Below are 13,826 nucleotides of genomic sequence, written 5' to 3'. Positions count from 1 at the left end.
ATTATACCCTCCCGGTATATTGAGGTGTTTTCTTTGCGAAAAGCTGCTGTCCCGCTGAAGATCCCGCATAATTCGCGGTGGTCGTAGCCATCGAGCTTACCCCAGAAATCAGCGTCCCGTAAGATGCTGTCTTGGTGGCCGACGCCTGCGCATACCCTGCCGAACGATTGAAATACGCCTCGTCCATGTTGAGTTGCTGCCCCATCTTGGCGAGTTGGGCCTCGTAATCGGCAACGAGGATGTCAGCCCGGTCGAAATTCTGGTTATACCGCTCCATGGCGGCAGCGTCCTTGTATCGGTTCGCCTCGGTGTCGGACTGCCATTTCGCATCCTGAACGGCCAATTCCAGTTTTCCGGCGGTGTCGGCCATGGCGATGATCGGCGTTCCCTCCGATGTCACGCCAGACGCCGCATACCCGGAGCGGATTGCCGCCATAACAGAGGCTCCCTGCTCGCGCATTCGCCGCGCCTGCTCACGGCCCTGCGCCTCGACGGCCCCCGCCTGCATCTCGTAGTTCTTGGCGTTTACCTCCTTGGCGGCAATCGCTGCTTTCGAATAGGTCTTCTTCAGGTTCGCCTGACGCTTCGCGATGGTCGCGTTGATCTTCGCGTTCCGCGCCTGAATGCCGTAATTCATGTCTGCCAGCGCTTTTTGATTCGCCGCCTCATCCTGCGCGGCCATGTAGCTCATGCCCGTTCCTACACCCGTGGCTATAAGGCTGGCTGCGGTCGCTCCGGTGACTACCCAAGACATGGCGTTTTCCTCCTTCGTGGTTCGAGAATCATTTCAGCGATCTTTTCAACGTCCGTTTCCTCGGTCGCGTGATAGGTCGTCCAGACGGTGTCACGGTGTGCGTAAACGAGCCTCCTGGTTCCCGGCTTAGTGATTCCGGTACGTGGAGCCGCGAAGCGTTCGACCGGGCCGCCAGCGATGGCAACAGAAACCTCCCCCATCAGCACGGCGTAATGATGCTCGGTTTTGTGGATATGCGAGACGACGAGCGAACCAGCCGGGACAAAAACCGTACGCATGTAGATTCCACCGGCAAACGCGTGATCAACCGGAGCCTCAAACGGAACCCCTGTATTTAGAGCGATCTGCTCGAGACGATCCTCGATATGATCGAGCATCTCGTCGGTGATCTCGCCGAATGCGATCGGGCTGCCATCAAATGGGGTCAGGTCAGTTGTCATCGTAGGCGTCCCATTTCGGAGTGATGGCAAGGATCGTCAGCGGCAAAGGCTGCTCCTGCCGGATGATGATGTCAGCCGATGCTGAATGATCGGCACCGGTGGCGAGATTCTTGTCCCCGGTGAATGCGGGCGGGCTGTCGTCCATGGCGTCCGCGGTTGTCCGGCTGACGATGTCCCAAAACTCACTCCCATTGGTCGAGAACAGGCCGCCCAGGGACTTGTGAAAGGAAAGGTTGATCCGGTGAACCCGCTTCGTCTTCCCGCGCGTTCCGTACTGTGTCATTTCCAACTTCGTCGGCTTGAGCGTCGAGACAAACGGCAGGCCGACGAGAACCGTTCCAGCCGGAGCCTGCAAAGTGATTGCTCCGCTGGATACCGTGCGGGCCGGAGACACTGCGCCATCAGCAAGAATGTCGACCGTACGACCCTCAAGGTGCGCCAGACCGGTGACGCTCGCGCTCTCCGGAGAAAGCGTCACGCGCTTGGCAGAGTCAAGATACCACCAATTTTCCTTGTCCTCGGCCTCGAAACTCTCACGGAAATCAGTGCGGAATCGCTCGATATACCGCACATCCTGACCGTTTACCGTCCGCTTGACTGCAACCCATACCTCATCGGCTCCGTTCGCTCCGTACGTCGTCGCCACGCTCTCAAACGTGCCGTCCGTGGTGTGACGATGCCATCCCACGACATTTTGCAGCCGCTCGTATGTCAACCCGACAAGCTGCCCCGTCCCGGTGATTGTCCAGTAAATCGCGTCCGGCTGCTGCTGAAAAGCCGTCTCGAGGATTTCCCCTTTGGTAACGTGCTCGGAAAGCAGCGTCAAATCCTGCGCCACCATGCTTTCAGTCTGGTTGGAATACAGCAACTCGCGCACCTTGCGCCCCTGGCGCTGGACGAAAAGAACCACGTCGTTGACGATCAAAGCCCGAAGGTATTTCGACCCGTAGGACGATTCCTGCGACGCTTTGACGTTCGCTGGTGTGATTGCGGCGTTGCTGTCCGTGCTTCCCAGCGTCCACTCTCCTCCAGCGGTTCCAATGAGAAGCGACTTTTGCGAAAGCAACCATTGGATGACGTTCGACTCCTGCGCGGAGAGGGTGAAGAACAATCCCGAGTCATCTAGCGCCGAGGTGCGGAAGTTCTCGAAATCATCAATCATGCTCCCCCATAGCGACTGAGGCCGACCGCTCGTTCCAGCGAACCAAAGCCGCTGCTCATGTAGCGCAACTGTGCGCGGGAATCCGTTCTTTACCGACCATGCGCCCTCGCTCCAAATCTTTGTTGCTCCCGTTCCAGCGAGGTCATTGACGACATCCGCTGTTGCGTGCGTGGTGTCGGTTATCGCGGTAATCTTCACAACACCGTATTCCCGGGCGTCGATGGCCTCCAGTCTGGCCGTCAGCGTTCCGCTCGTGTGCGTGTAGGTGATACGGAGTTGAGATTCGCCCGTCTCCTTCCCGGTGGCTGTGATATTCCGATCTCCCGCAACGGAAAAAGTTCGGAACGTCTCCCACGTGCTGCCGGAATCCTTGCTCCGCTGCAACTGGATCACGCCGACCCAAGTTCCGTACGTCGTGAAATCCCAGCTTCCCAGCACGGCCAATCCGCCGGAAGAGCCGGATGCTGTCACCGATGTCAGCGCCACCGCTGCATTCGTCCGGGCGTGCGCAATCTGGAAATATCCGCCTACATGACCCCAATCAAACAAAGCAGCCGAGGCCGTGAGAGTGATTCCTGTTCCCGTCGTCGCGCTCGGTGTGATTGTTGTAGCTGTGACATTCTCATCGAGGAAAGCGGGCCAATCCCAGGCGACCGAAGCGAATGTCCAGTTGGTATCCGTCACGCGCGTAAGCTTCATCGGCTCATGCGCGGGATGAACGAAGTACATCACGTCATTGATCTGCACGTACTGGAGGTCGCGCAGCTCGCTTTCAAGGTATGGCGAAACCACCTCGACAGGCGACCCTCCGGAAGTCACCTGATACCCGTTTGACCAAAATCGAATGTAGAGATTACCAAGTTCGAGGACAAAACGCGTCGTTGTCGAAAAGTTGAATCCGACGAGACGGCAGCGTTTGTCCGAGTACTTTGCCGTACCGAGGTATTCAGTCCCCGGCCTGCGGAACACACCGCCATACGGCATGATGATGAAGTTCTCCAGCAGGCGGCACCCGGAGGCGTACTTCTCCAGATCCGCCCGCGCATCGAGATATGGCGAGATTTCCCCTGCGTTGAAGCTCGGGATCAGTTGATACGGCATCGGTTATCCTCCGAATCGCGCCCGCACAAACCGGCTGTTTGCCCACGGCAGTTTTACCAGAGGCTTGCCCTCGGCGGCATCCATCCGCATCGCCAGCGGCTTTGTAATCCGCTCGTATTCGGTCTTCAGGCGCTCAACCTCCGACGCGCTCCCGGTGATCGGCTTCGCCAGTCGGGTTGCCAGCTTCAGAGCCAGCGCCTCAACAAAGAGCGGCGGGAAAAGCGTCCCATCCGTCACCCTGGCAATGTAGCGAACCTGCGCCGTGTCGCAGTTCGTCATCATTCGCCCGCCCTCAATATCAAATCGCCCGTCCGCCTGATAGACCTGATACCCGTTCAGTTGCAGAATGCGCAAACAGTCGGAAGGTAGCTGGTATTGATACGCCCAGCCAAAGGCAGGAGCATCAGCCAGCAGTGAAAGCGTCGCCCGCTTGATGGCAAAGTTCCACGGGTGCGACTGCAAAACCTCGTCCCGCGTCTGATCGTAGAATCGATTACATAGCGCGGCCTCCGGCGTACGGTCGTCCAGAGACATAATTGACGCCTTGCCGAGATGGGCCAAGGCCAGATTGCAAATTGTGGTCTGATCTGCTGCCATGGCTGATTACCGCCTTCCCGGGAAAACAATGAAACCCAGGAAGGCGGGGTATCAACCCTGAGCCGGATTAGGGAAGAATGTAGGCGATCGAGAAGCGGATTTTCTTGCCCGCCGTCACCGTGCTACTCGAAAGCGCACAGGTCGCCTTGATAGTGTTGGTCGCGCTCGTCACCGGGGTTCGCACAATGGTTCCAGTGGACGAAGCCGCCGTCACCGCAATGGTTGCCGCGCTGGTGAGCGTGATGCTGGTTGACGAGTAGCGGTCATCGTCGGAGGCATCGCCAATCTTGGAGATTGCCGTTCCAGTTCCTCCGGTCGCTTCGGTCGCCACCCAAGAACGCTCGGGAAGCACGATTGCGCCAATGGGGAGCGTGACGACATTGATAATGTCGCCATCAGACCAGCCCGCCGTGGTCGTGTAAACGGCTTCGGCGATTCGGATTTCGGCTGACACCTTATTGGCGTCGCCACGATCTTTCGGGTTCGTGGAGGCCTGGAAGGTCGCCACATCAGTAAGTACAGTTGCCATAAGTCAGGTTCCTTTCGTTGGATTACAGGACGGTTTCGTCGCAGAAGATGACGCCAGCCTTTTCCTCTTCGTCACGCACGGCACCAACGGCACCCTTCGTGCGAATCTGGACGGAATGCGACTGCGTCGGGATGATGTCCATGAGCGTCTGCTTGCCGGTGTCAGCAAAGCGAACGCCGCTTTTCACGAAGAACGGGAGCGAACGAATGTTGCCCGTCTTCGGGACGATGGTGGACGAAACGCGCTTGATGTAAAAGCCAAGGAAGGTATCGACCTTGCCGTCGACGAGAGCTTTCACATCGTTGTAGTCGTGACTGGTTACCTCCGTGGTACGCAGAAGGTTCTGCAACTGGCGGGCAGTGACGACGAGCGTACGCTGTTCCATATCGTCAACATCGTTGTTGTCGAGGATGTACTTTGCGGCGCGCATTTTCGCGATGGTCAGACCGCTGTTTGCCGTGCTTCCGGTTTCCACGTAATCAACGGCGACTTGCTGACCGCTCGGAAGAGGGGTCAAGGTCGTTCCGTCGACTCCGGTGATGGCATCGCCGATCGCTGCCGTGATGATAACCGAATCACAAAGGCGAGCATACGCCCGAGATTGGCTCTCGATCAGCGGACTCGTTGGGAGCACGATCTGGCCGAGAAACTCGTCATCCCACTCGTCGAAGAGCTTTGCATCATCGTACGGAGCGATGCGCAACCAGCGTTTTTCGAGGTTAAGATCGGTGATTCGAGTCGACCCGGCGCGTTCAGTGATGCGCTGGAAGGTAACGGTTCCGATTCGCTGAGTGACTTTCTCCTTGCCGTTGACCGTGTCGAAAGTGACGAGGTCGCGGAGCTTGGAGGTCATCTGCTGGACCTTATGAGTCCAGTTGGTTGTGAATTCCGTTGGATAGTAGGACGGAATCTGAGTAAGTGCGTTGGACATGATTTTCTCCTTTTGAGGTTTTGAAGTTCACTGCGCCCCTTCGGCACCTGGATTATCTGCTCAAGGCAGGTCCCAGCTTTCGGGTTTGGGGCGGGCTTCAAAGGAAGTTGTCCGCTACCATGCTTAGAGCATGGATCGGTCAATACGTCAACACCAAAGAAAAGCCCCGGTCAGGTTTTTAATCCGACCGGGGCCGCGTCGAGGAGTGATGAAGGCTGAATACTATGCGGTATCAGCCAATACGTCAACGCGAAATCATCCGCGTTGCAGAAGTCCGCGCACGTAGGCAACGGTATCCGCATCGCCTTCCTGATATGCCTTGTACTTCGGATGATCGGGGTTCGTCTGAATCTCCCGAGCTTCAGCAACGCCGCCCTTCGATCCGCTGCCGGTTCCGCCGCTCGTGACAAACTGATCGTCACTGATCTTCGCCGCCAGCGCAACGACGGCTTTTACAACTTCTGGATCAGTGAAGCCAACCGAGTTCGGATCGACTCCGGCCAGCTTTGCCGCCGCCGCCGCCCGCTGGATGTTGGCACCGAACTTGTCGCCCCATTCGCGCTGAAGCTGCGCCTTTCCTTCCTCAAGCTGCGCCTTGGCGAGTTCCGCCGATGCCGCCGCCTGAGCGCCGATGTTCGCACCGATCAGCTCGCGGAGCGCCGCCTCGGGAATGTTGTGCCGGTGCGCAACCTCAAGGATTGGCTTGATTGCCTCGTCAGCGGGCCACGTGAACCCATCGGGAAGCTGCTCGGGCTTGATGTTGTACTTGGTCGGCTCGTCAGGGATTCCAACGGCCTTGCGGTACGCTGCCACCTCCTCGGGCTTGGCGTCCTTGCCGGGAATGAATGTGCCCTTGACGCCGAGCTTCGTCTCAAGTTCGCGGTACGACTTTGCCATGTCGCCAACGTTCTTGAACTTGCCTAGGCTGGCGCGATAATCGCCGAGGTCTTCGGGAAGGCGATTTGTCCACCCTTCCGAGAATGCGCCGTCCGCTCCTACCCATGGCGTAGCTTCGGTCTGCTGCTGACCTGCGCTTCCATCAGAAATGAGCGAGCCTCCGCCTGTTTCCGTCGTGGTTGCTGCGCCACCGCCACCGCCCGCCGTTGCCGTCTCGCCCTCGAAAAACATCATGCTGTGCTTGATCTTCATGGCTTAGTACACCCCCCTGTGATGGTACTTGGCCGCAAACTCCTCGGAGGAATGATTCGCGCGGAACCATTCAACCCATTCTGGGGTCAGGTCGCCGAACTGAGGATCTTTGATCGGCTCGGGTGATTTTGAATCGAACACCTCCCCCGACTTTACTCCATCCCGCAAGGGAAGAGCGGCAGCCGGGAATATCCGGTCATAGAGCGACTCGAGGCCGATCACGAAGCCCGCGTCTCGAAGTGCGTCAGAAGTGTTCAGGTCGAATCCCGCGACTTCTGCAACGCTTCGCGCACGATCGCGCTTTTCCTCGAACGAATCGCCCCATTTCTCTTTGAGCTTTCGAATATTCATTTCGAGGTTGCGAGCATCCTCTTCTTCAGACCATCCGATGAGCGCGATTTTCCCGTCATCGGCCACCGTGAAATGTCCGATAATATCACCGTCAACGATGAGAGTGTCTTTCTCGACTGCAATCAAGTGCTCTTTCCCTTTCGAGTCGACGTGCGTGAAGCCAAAGACCTCGCGCTCCGGCTGATCTGGAATCGAAAGCCGATGCATTTGCGTTCCCGGAACCTCTTGTGTTTTGCCGTTTGCGGCTTCCTGGTGGATTTCCTCTGGCGGCTTCTCGGCAGGCGGCTTCCCGGCCTCGTCGGCGAGGAACTTTTCGATTGCCTCTCGGCGCTTCCATTGCAGGCCATCGACCGGGACGAATTTTCCGTCCGGTCCGATTGATCCAACGTTCTCGCCGTCCTTCAGAACGGCACCGTCTTTGATTTCAATGCTCATTGCTTTGTTACTTTCAGGGTTGGCTCCTCGATATTGGCATCTCCCTGCGAGGGAGCGTCCAAAAGCCTTTTGATTTCAATAATAACTGCTCGGCCTCCATCCGTAAGAGCCGCTGTAATTGCGTCATACGCATACAGGTCCGGACCGGATCGCACCGGAGTGAAAACGCGCTCGTTTACGCGGAAAGTCGTCTCGAGATGCGCCAATACGCGCTGCCCGTCCTCGGATGCAAAAACCCGCTTGGCCGCATTGATTAGGCGCTGCCGCTCCTTGGCGTTCTCGGTCTGTCGCTTTTGGGTGGCCTCGTTCATGCGGCTTGCTGTTGGACGGCTTGAGCGAGTGCGCTGTCCGGTTTGATGTTACCGGCCTTTGACGCAACCTCGGCGGCGAGCAGTGCGCTTTGCTGGGCCTGCGCTGCCTGCTGTGCCTGCGCTCGGGCGTTCCGCATCTCGTCAACCTTTTCGGAAGGCAAAAGCCAGTCAGCAGGAAGACCGTCATTCCGCGCACTTTCGCGCGTGATCCGGTCAAAGTCGTAATGGTCGAGAACCTCAGGCCGCGCCTGAGCCAGCATCAGACTACCCTCCAGTGTTCTTCCTGCCGCAATATTGGCCTGAGCCTTGATCGCCAGGGCAACGCGGGAATTGTATGAGATTTCCGGCTCGCTCAATACCGCCTCTCCGGCTGCGTCTTTCGTCACCATTCCATTAGGAGGTGGCGGGAAATACCCTCCGCGAAGGTGAATATTGAACACGCAACGAAGCAGTGGGGAAAGTAGCTCGGTCGTTTTGCGGGTGAAAGCCGGTGTGAACTGATTCAGTTTCTCAGCGCTCCGCTCCGCCACCTCTCGAGCCGTCATCTGGCGTTCGATCTGCGCGAACATGTTGAATAGCGGAACGTGATACGCTCTCTCAATCGCCTCCTGCTTCCGCTTCTCCCGCTCCAGCCCGATATTGTAATCCCCGGCATCAGCCCACTGTTGAGGTTTTGAATTCGGATTCGACGGGTCAAAGAACGTCACTCCTGATGCGTCGAGGTCCATCTCCCCCTCCATATCCCCAGGAGCAAGGATGCGCGGAAAAGCCTTGATCTCAGCCAGAGCGTCCATGCTCTTGACGAGGTAATTCAACTGCTTGGCCTCCGGTAGCGCCATCCAGCTCGGCGAGATGCCCCATACCTCTTGCCCCCAACGCAAATGACGGGTCGCAAAGAATGGCTTCTCATCGAATCCGCCGACCGAAATCACATGACGGTTTTCAACGTCGATGTACACCGATGCGAATGGTTTGTTTTTCCCGTCCGCCTTGCCTCGTTCCCTTTCGGATTCCGGCCTTGGATATATCGCATGGAGAAAGCAATGCTCTGTATCGCATCCCTTTCCAGTCTCCCTCTCCTTGGCAAGTTCCTTTCGCAGTTTATCAGAAAGGTTCTCTTCTCCGAACTTTTCAGCGGCTCGACCAGCGGTGAGCTTTAACTCCCGGAAAAGAGTATCTACGAGCTTTTCGTCATCCTCTGAGATGCAATATGTTCCAATCGGAAGAGCTTGGAAGTTTATTGCCGACGCCTTGCCTGGAAGCGCAATCAGCGCCCCGGTTCCAAAAGCGCCATCGTCAAAGTAAAGCTCATGGATTTCAGAGTAGAAATTTGAGTTCGCCAAGCTGCGCTGCACGATCTCCGTGCATTTTTGGAGCCACTGCGAAACCTCATCGTCAGTATCCTTTGACGCCGGAGGAGAGAACGAGAACCATTTCCCATCAGCAGGCGTCATGTAGGCCAGCATCCCGTTTGCCAACGTTTGGTTTGCATATACCGCCGTTGTGTCAAAGAGATCGTTTGAGAGATGGTCCGGGCCGATTTTTTTGATAGTGATCTGGGCTTTCCGCGGCATGACGTAATCCGCGATGCGCTGCCAGTAGGAATCCCACGTTGACCGCTTTCCCTTCATGGACTCCCAACGGGCCAAAATCGGCCTTGCATCTGAAAGGTTCTGCGCCATTAGCCCAAGAGTGATTTCTTTGCGCTAGGGGTTGCCGGAGTGAATCCGCCTGTTTCACCAGCGATCAGCGTTGCCCGTACTCCCTTTCGGCTTGCGGCCTGCTGGCGCTGGTCGCTTGCGGCCTGCTGTACCTCGGCGTTCGTGGCGCTGGGTGGAGGGGCAACCGGAGTAGCCGCCGGAGGGTCGGGGATCACGATATTTGGCGCGGCTGGAATCTTGGCAGCCTTCTGGCTGGGCTGCTTAACCGAAACTTTCGGCGAGGAAAAAAACGAAATCACCTCAAAGGCGAGCGGGTTTTTGAGCGGGTCATTGATTCGCATGTCTTTTGGAAGGTGTCGAAGTCGTGAAATCGAAGCCCGGACTTTAAACCGCGCTCCCATCCAACCCACCTATGCCTAAACGGGATCAGAGTCAAGGCTGTATTGACTTTCCCTGCATAAGCCGCAACGAACCATGCGTCAGGCTTATCGAAAATAAACCACGGGTCCGTGATCTGTTCATGCGTTCCATCGCGCCGGACCTCACGCCCCATAAGGAAGCATTCCGGCGAGTTGATAACCCACCCGTGGCTTAGATACCCGTCAAGTTCCTCAGCGAACGCCCAGCGCGTCGGCTGCGCCCGATACATGGCCCTGATGGTATCAACCGGACTCATCGGCGTTTCACGACCAGCCTGCGGCGCTGCGGCTCGAAATAGGCGTCTACGGGATCGACATGCCTTGATGATTCACCGCCCCGTTTGACAACCAGCGACGACCGAGGCTTATACCCGCCCGCGTCGAGCATTCCATGCATATCCGCCTCCGCCATCATGCGCAAAGCGTCCGATGCATGACTCGACCAATCGTGTACCGGATCGTCAGACGCCCTGCCTGTTCCGCTCTCGCTGCGGGTGTGATAGTTGGTCAGCGCGTCAATCCCAAGCTCACACGCTGGAAGACGGAAAGCCATCCGAGGAAAGATCTGTCGCAAATGATTGATTCCGATCCAGACATCCACGGTGCGTGGTATGATCTTGATGTTTCCCAGGCCGAGCGATGCCAGTTCGGTCTGGAATGTCCTCCCGCTGCGCTCCGTCAATGCTGCATCGTGCGGCAAATAGTGGTTCCCGAGCGGGTATCCCTTGGCTTTTATCCTCGCTACCCGCTCCGTTGGAGTCAGGTCGATTGGTGCCTCATCGGTTGACATGTCGACATCGAGGACACGAATCTCGCGCCCGACAAACTGCACGTACCACACGACGGTATTGAGAGGGCTTCCCAAGTCCCAAAAGGTGTGAACCAGACCGGCACCATCCACCGGGAAAGTGCAAATCCGCCCCTCGGCACGGGCCTTATCGATCAACCCGGCATAGATCGCCCCATCGATCGGCGCTCGGAAGCACTCGTCAAACGTGGTGGGAAACTCGCGGTACATGAACGCCCCGAGCGTGTTGCGCCTCTGCTGATACCAAAGACGTTGTGCAGGCGTGAACGTGTGCCCTGTTTCCGCCTCCTTCTCAGCGAAATACTTGAGCAATTCCGAATCTGTCACCGCTGGACCGCTGGCCGCATAGGTAGGGTCGTTGAACCACGGAAAGAAGAACACGCGCCAATCTCCCAAGGTGCGCTGTTCCTCTTGTATGGACTGCGCCTGCTTAACGAGGTTCCAAAGGTGTCCTTTGCGCCCGCCCTTCCACGTGGTTTCGATGATCGTCACACCATGCTCAGCCGATGGCAAAGCACCGGTAAGAATTTCTTCGGAGCGTTTCGGGTCGTCGGCCTGGATTACGCCCCATTCCGAAATATGCAAAAGCTGGTTGGTTCCGCCTCGAGCATTCTTTCCCGCGTAGATAGCGCTGGATGCGTCTCCCGCCTTGGATTGCACCTGCCACGAACCATCATTGTCGCGGGTAACAACGATGCGCTCCCGGATCGCCGCGGGGAGCGAGGAATACGCCACCTTGACGATGTTTTGCAGCTTCTTGCTCGCGTCGTCCTGGTTCTGATCGACGATGCTGATTTGCCGCCCAGCGTTGAATATTGCCTCATCCGCCGCGAAAACGTCGATCGCGGTACTCATGCCGAGGCGGCGAGCCTTGAGAATGATGATCTTGCGATGTCCTGCAAGCAGCGCCCGGAAAATCTCCATCTGTTCCGGGCGAGGAACGAACTTACGGACCTGCCCGGTCTCGGCGTCTTTGATGCTGTAAAGGTTTTGGAGACGCCAGAGCTTGTCCTTAAGGTTCTCAATCATGCGCCCGGGTTCCTGATCTGCGTCAAAAACTCCGTGAATCCGTCCCCTGGCTGGTGCGTCACCTCCTGCTTGTCGCCGTACTTCTTGGGTGCCAGTTTACCAGCCATCCTCATACGAGTATCAACGCGCAGTTTGGAACGGAGAATCCATTCTTTATCAGGCAATTCGATCTCACAACCGTTCTTTTCAAGGAGAATCGTGTCTTGAGCCGCATTATCAGCGATCTCTAGGCACTCATCGAAAAGTAAATCCGCCTGCCTTTCCCGCGCGAGCACGTAACTCTTACGAAAGTCCTCATGCTCATTGAGCCAAGCGTGAACGGTCTTTGCTGATGGAAACTCTTCATTTGTGCCGCAAATGTAATCAAGTCCGCGCGGCGTGGATGCAATTGCCTCACAGATACTTGCGGCTATTTCTGGAGTGAATTTCGACGGCCTGCCCATATGGCCTAGTCAATACACGCTTGACAGGCTGTTTTCCAGCACATTATTTAGCGAAGCGCTAGCGGAGCGTGCGGGATTGGACCTGTTTCGTGTGTTTCTTCCAAGCGAGCAGTAGGAGCGAGTAGCATTCGGTGATGAATTCTCCGGCCATTCGGCAGGAAAGGTCAAATTTCTGATGATCGACAACGAAGGTTCGCGCCCCAGGGTTGTTGGTGAAGTCGCAGGATGGAGAGTAGCTGCAACCGTTGCGATGTAAGGCGTACTCCATAGCCTCATGGAGAAGAACGCTGTAAACCTCCTCCCAGAGATCCGTTTCAATACCGATCGTGATTCGACCAGATGCGCCATTGACCGGGCAAAGAGCGGCTGACCCGCCCTCGCCTGATCGAATGCGCAATTCAACCTTCTCGAATCCGAGTTTGAAGCGGCCTAAGCTGCGGTTCATCCAACCCTCCCCGGCAGCGGGCCGATTGGCTTCCAGTGGGATAGTTCCCATTCGTCAAAGCATCGGCCTCCCCTTGGATTGGTTGGCTTGAAGCAACGGCCCATATCCCACCAACAGTAATCAGCCCTACGCTCTCCGCTTTCCTTTACAGTGACATCAAACACGGTCCCATCCCTCGGCGCGGAGCTGATGTCCTGCCAGTCCGGGAAGTGGCGTTGCAGGACATTCTGCACGGCGTCTATCTCCTCGCTTCTGGAGTTTCCGACTCGATAGAATTCGTCAGCAATCTCCTCAGCCGCTCTCTCGTGGGCGCTCATGGCTGCTCCTTTCTTGTTTTTGTAAACTTCGCAAGTTCGTCCCGGCTCATCATGACCGGACCTCGATCTGTCATAATGTATAAAAGGTCGTCGCCTTTTGGTTTCGGTAAAGACGCATCCAATATCCTTTTGGCCTCAACCAGTTTGGCAAAGGTTAATCCACTCACGCCTGCTCCTTTCCGGCCAGCTCGTCCGGCGTCGGGATGCGCAGCCATTCGCCGGTCATGTCGTCAACCCATGCAAGGGAACATCCATCAGTATAAGCACAAAGCGCATTCATGAGGCGTTTCACATGCACAAGCTCCCAATGTTCTTCGGGCCTGTTCCTGTACCAGAAAACTCCTGGTTGAGTCGGCCTGTCGGTCGTCGGCACCTGGAGCGGGAAGGCTCGGGCGAGGACGGTCGCTGCGGCTTCGTCGGCCTCACTTTCGCGATCATTTAGGCATGGATACCGCATAATAGAATCCCACTCGCCAATTATCTCCTTCGCCACCTCCCTGTGCCTCTCCGAGACGACGGGGGCGGGTTGTTCGGTCGGGTCGCTCATCGGGCCTCCTTCACAAGCGTCTCAGCCTGTTTATCTCCAGATTTGCAGTTATTTCCATCTGCATTGACAGGATGATAATCAATTCCTCCACATCGGGGACAGATTGACTGAAACCATCCATCACGGCGTTTCTTCCTTACTCGGTCATTCTCTCCGTGCAAGTTTCTGCATCGGCAGCAGCGCACGGGTTTGATAATTGTCACTTTCATATCGTTTCTTTCGTTGTTGGTTAGTAGTGTCAAAATCTCCTGTAGCTCGTCGCCGGTCGCGATGATCTCGCGGCAGTTTGCGGCGTCGCCTCGGCCCGATACGATCCGGCATAGCTGCGGCTCTCCGGCGTGGTTGGTCTGGATCTGGAATCGGATCATTCCTCGATCCCCCATTCGGTTTCAGCGAC

Annotated in this window: 15 protein-coding genes; all 15 read right to left on the bottom strand. The window is 56.8% G+C overall.

What is annotated here, in order from left to right:
* Position 1: 1 nt before the first annotated feature.
* The 15 genes from TSACC_RS09285 to TSACC_RS09210 all read right to left on the bottom strand — a co-directional run bounded on the left by TSACC_RS09285 (position 2) and on the right by TSACC_RS09210 (position 13,429).
* Positions 2 to 754: a hypothetical protein gene (locus TSACC_RS09285; protein ID WP_153811361.1), complete on the bottom strand. Its 753-nt coding sequence runs from the start codon at positions 752 to 754 to the stop codon at positions 2 to 4.
* Positions 742 to 1,194 carry a hypothetical protein gene (locus TSACC_RS09280; protein WP_075079048.1) on the bottom strand — a complete coding sequence of 151 codons (453 nt, stop codon included), beginning with the start codon at positions 1,192 to 1,194 and terminating at the stop codon, positions 742 to 744. The genes TSACC_RS09285 and TSACC_RS09280 overlap by 13 nt, the downstream gene beginning before the upstream one ends.
* Complete coding sequence (locus TSACC_RS09275; RefSeq protein WP_075079047.1) at positions 1,184 to 3,457, bottom strand: phage tail protein; 2,274 nt, start codon at positions 3,455 to 3,457, stop codon at positions 1,184 to 1,186. Before TSACC_RS09275 ends, TSACC_RS09280 begins: the two co-directional genes overlap by 11 nt.
* Positions 3,458 to 3,460: 3 nt before the next feature.
* Complete coding sequence (locus TSACC_RS09270) at positions 3,461 to 3,991, bottom strand: phage connector family protein (protein WP_237763927.1); 531 nt, start codon at positions 3,989 to 3,991, stop codon at positions 3,461 to 3,463.
* A gap of 130 nt (positions 3,992 to 4,121) precedes the next feature.
* Entirely contained in the window at positions 4,122 to 4,583 is a 462-nt protein-coding gene (locus TSACC_RS09265; protein ID WP_153811360.1) for a hypothetical protein, read from the bottom strand.
* Between the two features lie 22 nt (positions 4,584 to 4,605).
* A complete protein-coding gene (locus TSACC_RS09260) occupies positions 4,606 to 5,514 on the bottom strand; it encodes a phage capsid protein (RefSeq protein ID WP_075079044.1) in 909 nt (302 codons plus the stop codon).
* A 255-nt stretch (positions 5,515 to 5,769) separates the two neighbouring features.
* Entirely contained in the window at positions 5,770 to 6,663 is an 894-nt protein-coding gene (locus tag TSACC_RS09255) for a hypothetical protein (RefSeq protein WP_075079043.1), read from the bottom strand.
* Between the two features lie 3 nt (positions 6,664 to 6,666).
* Complete coding sequence (locus TSACC_RS09250) at positions 6,667 to 7,449, bottom strand: hypothetical protein (protein WP_075079042.1); 783 nt, start codon at positions 7,447 to 7,449, stop codon at positions 6,667 to 6,669.
* Positions 7,446 to 7,760, bottom strand: a complete 315-nt coding sequence (locus tag TSACC_RS09245) for a Bbp19 family protein (RefSeq protein ID WP_075079041.1) — start codon at positions 7,758 to 7,760, stop codon at positions 7,446 to 7,448. Before TSACC_RS09245 ends, TSACC_RS09250 begins: the two co-directional genes overlap by 4 nt.
* Positions 7,757 to 9,442 (bottom strand): portal protein, encoded by a 1,686-nt coding sequence (locus tag TSACC_RS09240; protein WP_075079040.1) that lies wholly within the window; start codon positions 9,440 to 9,442, stop codon positions 7,757 to 7,759. The genes TSACC_RS09245 and TSACC_RS09240 overlap by 4 nt, the downstream gene beginning before the upstream one ends.
* Entirely contained in the window at positions 9,442 to 9,762 is a 321-nt protein-coding gene (locus tag TSACC_RS09235) for a hypothetical protein (RefSeq protein ID WP_075079039.1), read from the bottom strand. The genes TSACC_RS09240 and TSACC_RS09235 overlap by 1 nt, the downstream gene beginning before the upstream one ends.
* A gap of 331 nt (positions 9,763 to 10,093) precedes the next feature.
* Entirely contained in the window at positions 10,094 to 11,677 is a 1,584-nt protein-coding gene (locus tag TSACC_RS09230; RefSeq protein WP_075079038.1) for a terminase large subunit, read from the bottom strand.
* Entirely contained in the window at positions 11,674 to 12,120 is a 447-nt protein-coding gene (locus TSACC_RS09225; RefSeq protein ID WP_075079037.1) for a terminase small subunit-like protein, read from the bottom strand. Before TSACC_RS09225 ends, TSACC_RS09230 begins: the two co-directional genes overlap by 4 nt.
* 58 nt (positions 12,121 to 12,178) lie before the next feature.
* On the bottom strand, positions 12,179 to 12,565 hold the full coding sequence (locus tag TSACC_RS09220; protein WP_075079036.1) for a hypothetical protein: 387 nt from the start codon (positions 12,563 to 12,565) through the stop codon (positions 12,179 to 12,181).
* 480 nt (positions 12,566 to 13,045) lie between these two features.
* The gene (locus TSACC_RS09210) at positions 13,046 to 13,429 is read right to left on the bottom strand and encodes a hypothetical protein (protein ID WP_075079034.1); all 384 of its coding nucleotides are present in this window, start codon (positions 13,427 to 13,429) and stop codon (positions 13,046 to 13,048) included.
* Positions 13,430 to 13,826: the final 397 nt, after the last annotated feature.

The organism is Terrimicrobium sacchariphilum (assembly GCF_001613545.1).
GTDB classification, from domain to species: domain Bacteria; phylum Verrucomicrobiota; class Verrucomicrobiia; order Chthoniobacterales; family Terrimicrobiaceae; genus Terrimicrobium; species Terrimicrobium sacchariphilum.
The sequence above is the reverse complement of the archived record's forward strand: the minus strand, read 5'-3'. Positions and strand labels throughout refer to the sequence as shown.

Bases quoted from the DNA above. Each gene is read 5' to 3' on its own strand.
- TSACC_RS09225 (WP_075079037.1), bottom strand. From the start codon at position 12,120: ATGGGCAGGCCGTCGAAATTCACTCCAGAAATAGCCGCAAGTATCTGT.
- TSACC_RS09270 (WP_237763927.1), bottom strand. From the start codon at position 3,991: ATGTCTCTGGACGACCGTACGCCGGAGGCCGCGCTATGTAATCGATTC.
- TSACC_RS09220 (WP_075079036.1), bottom strand. From the start codon at position 12,565: ATGAACCGCAGCTTAGGCCGCTTCAAACTCGGATTCGAGAAGGTTGAA.
- TSACC_RS09265 (WP_153811360.1), bottom strand. From the start codon at position 4,583: ATGGCAACTGTACTTACTGATGTGGCGACCTTCCAGGCCTCCACGAAC.
- TSACC_RS09245 (WP_075079041.1), bottom strand. From the start codon at position 7,760: ATGAACGAGGCCACCCAAAAGCGACAGACCGAGAACGCCAAGGAGCGG.
- TSACC_RS09260 (WP_075079044.1), bottom strand. From the start codon at position 5,514: ATGTCCAACGCACTTACTCAGATTCCGTCCTACTATCCAACGGAATTC.
- TSACC_RS09280 (WP_075079048.1), bottom strand. From the start codon at position 1,194: ATGACAACTGACCTGACCCCATTTGATGGCAGCCCGATCGCATTCGGC.
- TSACC_RS09285 (WP_153811361.1), bottom strand. From the start codon at position 754: ATGTCTTGGGTAGTCACCGGAGCGACCGCAGCCAGCCTTATAGCCACG.
- TSACC_RS09210 (WP_075079034.1), bottom strand. From the start codon at position 13,429: ATGAGCGACCCGACCGAACAACCCGCCCCCGTCGTCTCGGAGAGGCAC.
- TSACC_RS09235 (WP_075079039.1), bottom strand. From the start codon at position 9,762: ATGCGAATCAATGACCCGCTCAAAAACCCGCTCGCCTTTGAGGTGATT.
- TSACC_RS09240 (WP_075079040.1), bottom strand. From the start codon at position 9,442: ATGGCGCAGAACCTTTCAGATGCAAGGCCGATTTTGGCCCGTTGGGAG.
- TSACC_RS09230 (WP_075079038.1), bottom strand. From the start codon at position 11,677: ATGATTGAGAACCTTAAGGACAAGCTCTGGCGTCTCCAAAACCTTTAC.
- TSACC_RS09255 (WP_075079043.1), bottom strand. From the start codon at position 6,663: ATGAAGATCAAGCACAGCATGATGTTTTTCGAGGGCGAGACGGCAACG.
- TSACC_RS09275 (WP_075079047.1), bottom strand. From the start codon at position 3,457: ATGCCGTATCAACTGATCCCGAGCTTCAACGCAGGGGAAATCTCGCCA.
- TSACC_RS09250 (WP_075079042.1), bottom strand. From the start codon at position 7,449: ATGAGCATTGAAATCAAAGACGGTGCCGTTCTGAAGGACGGCGAGAAC.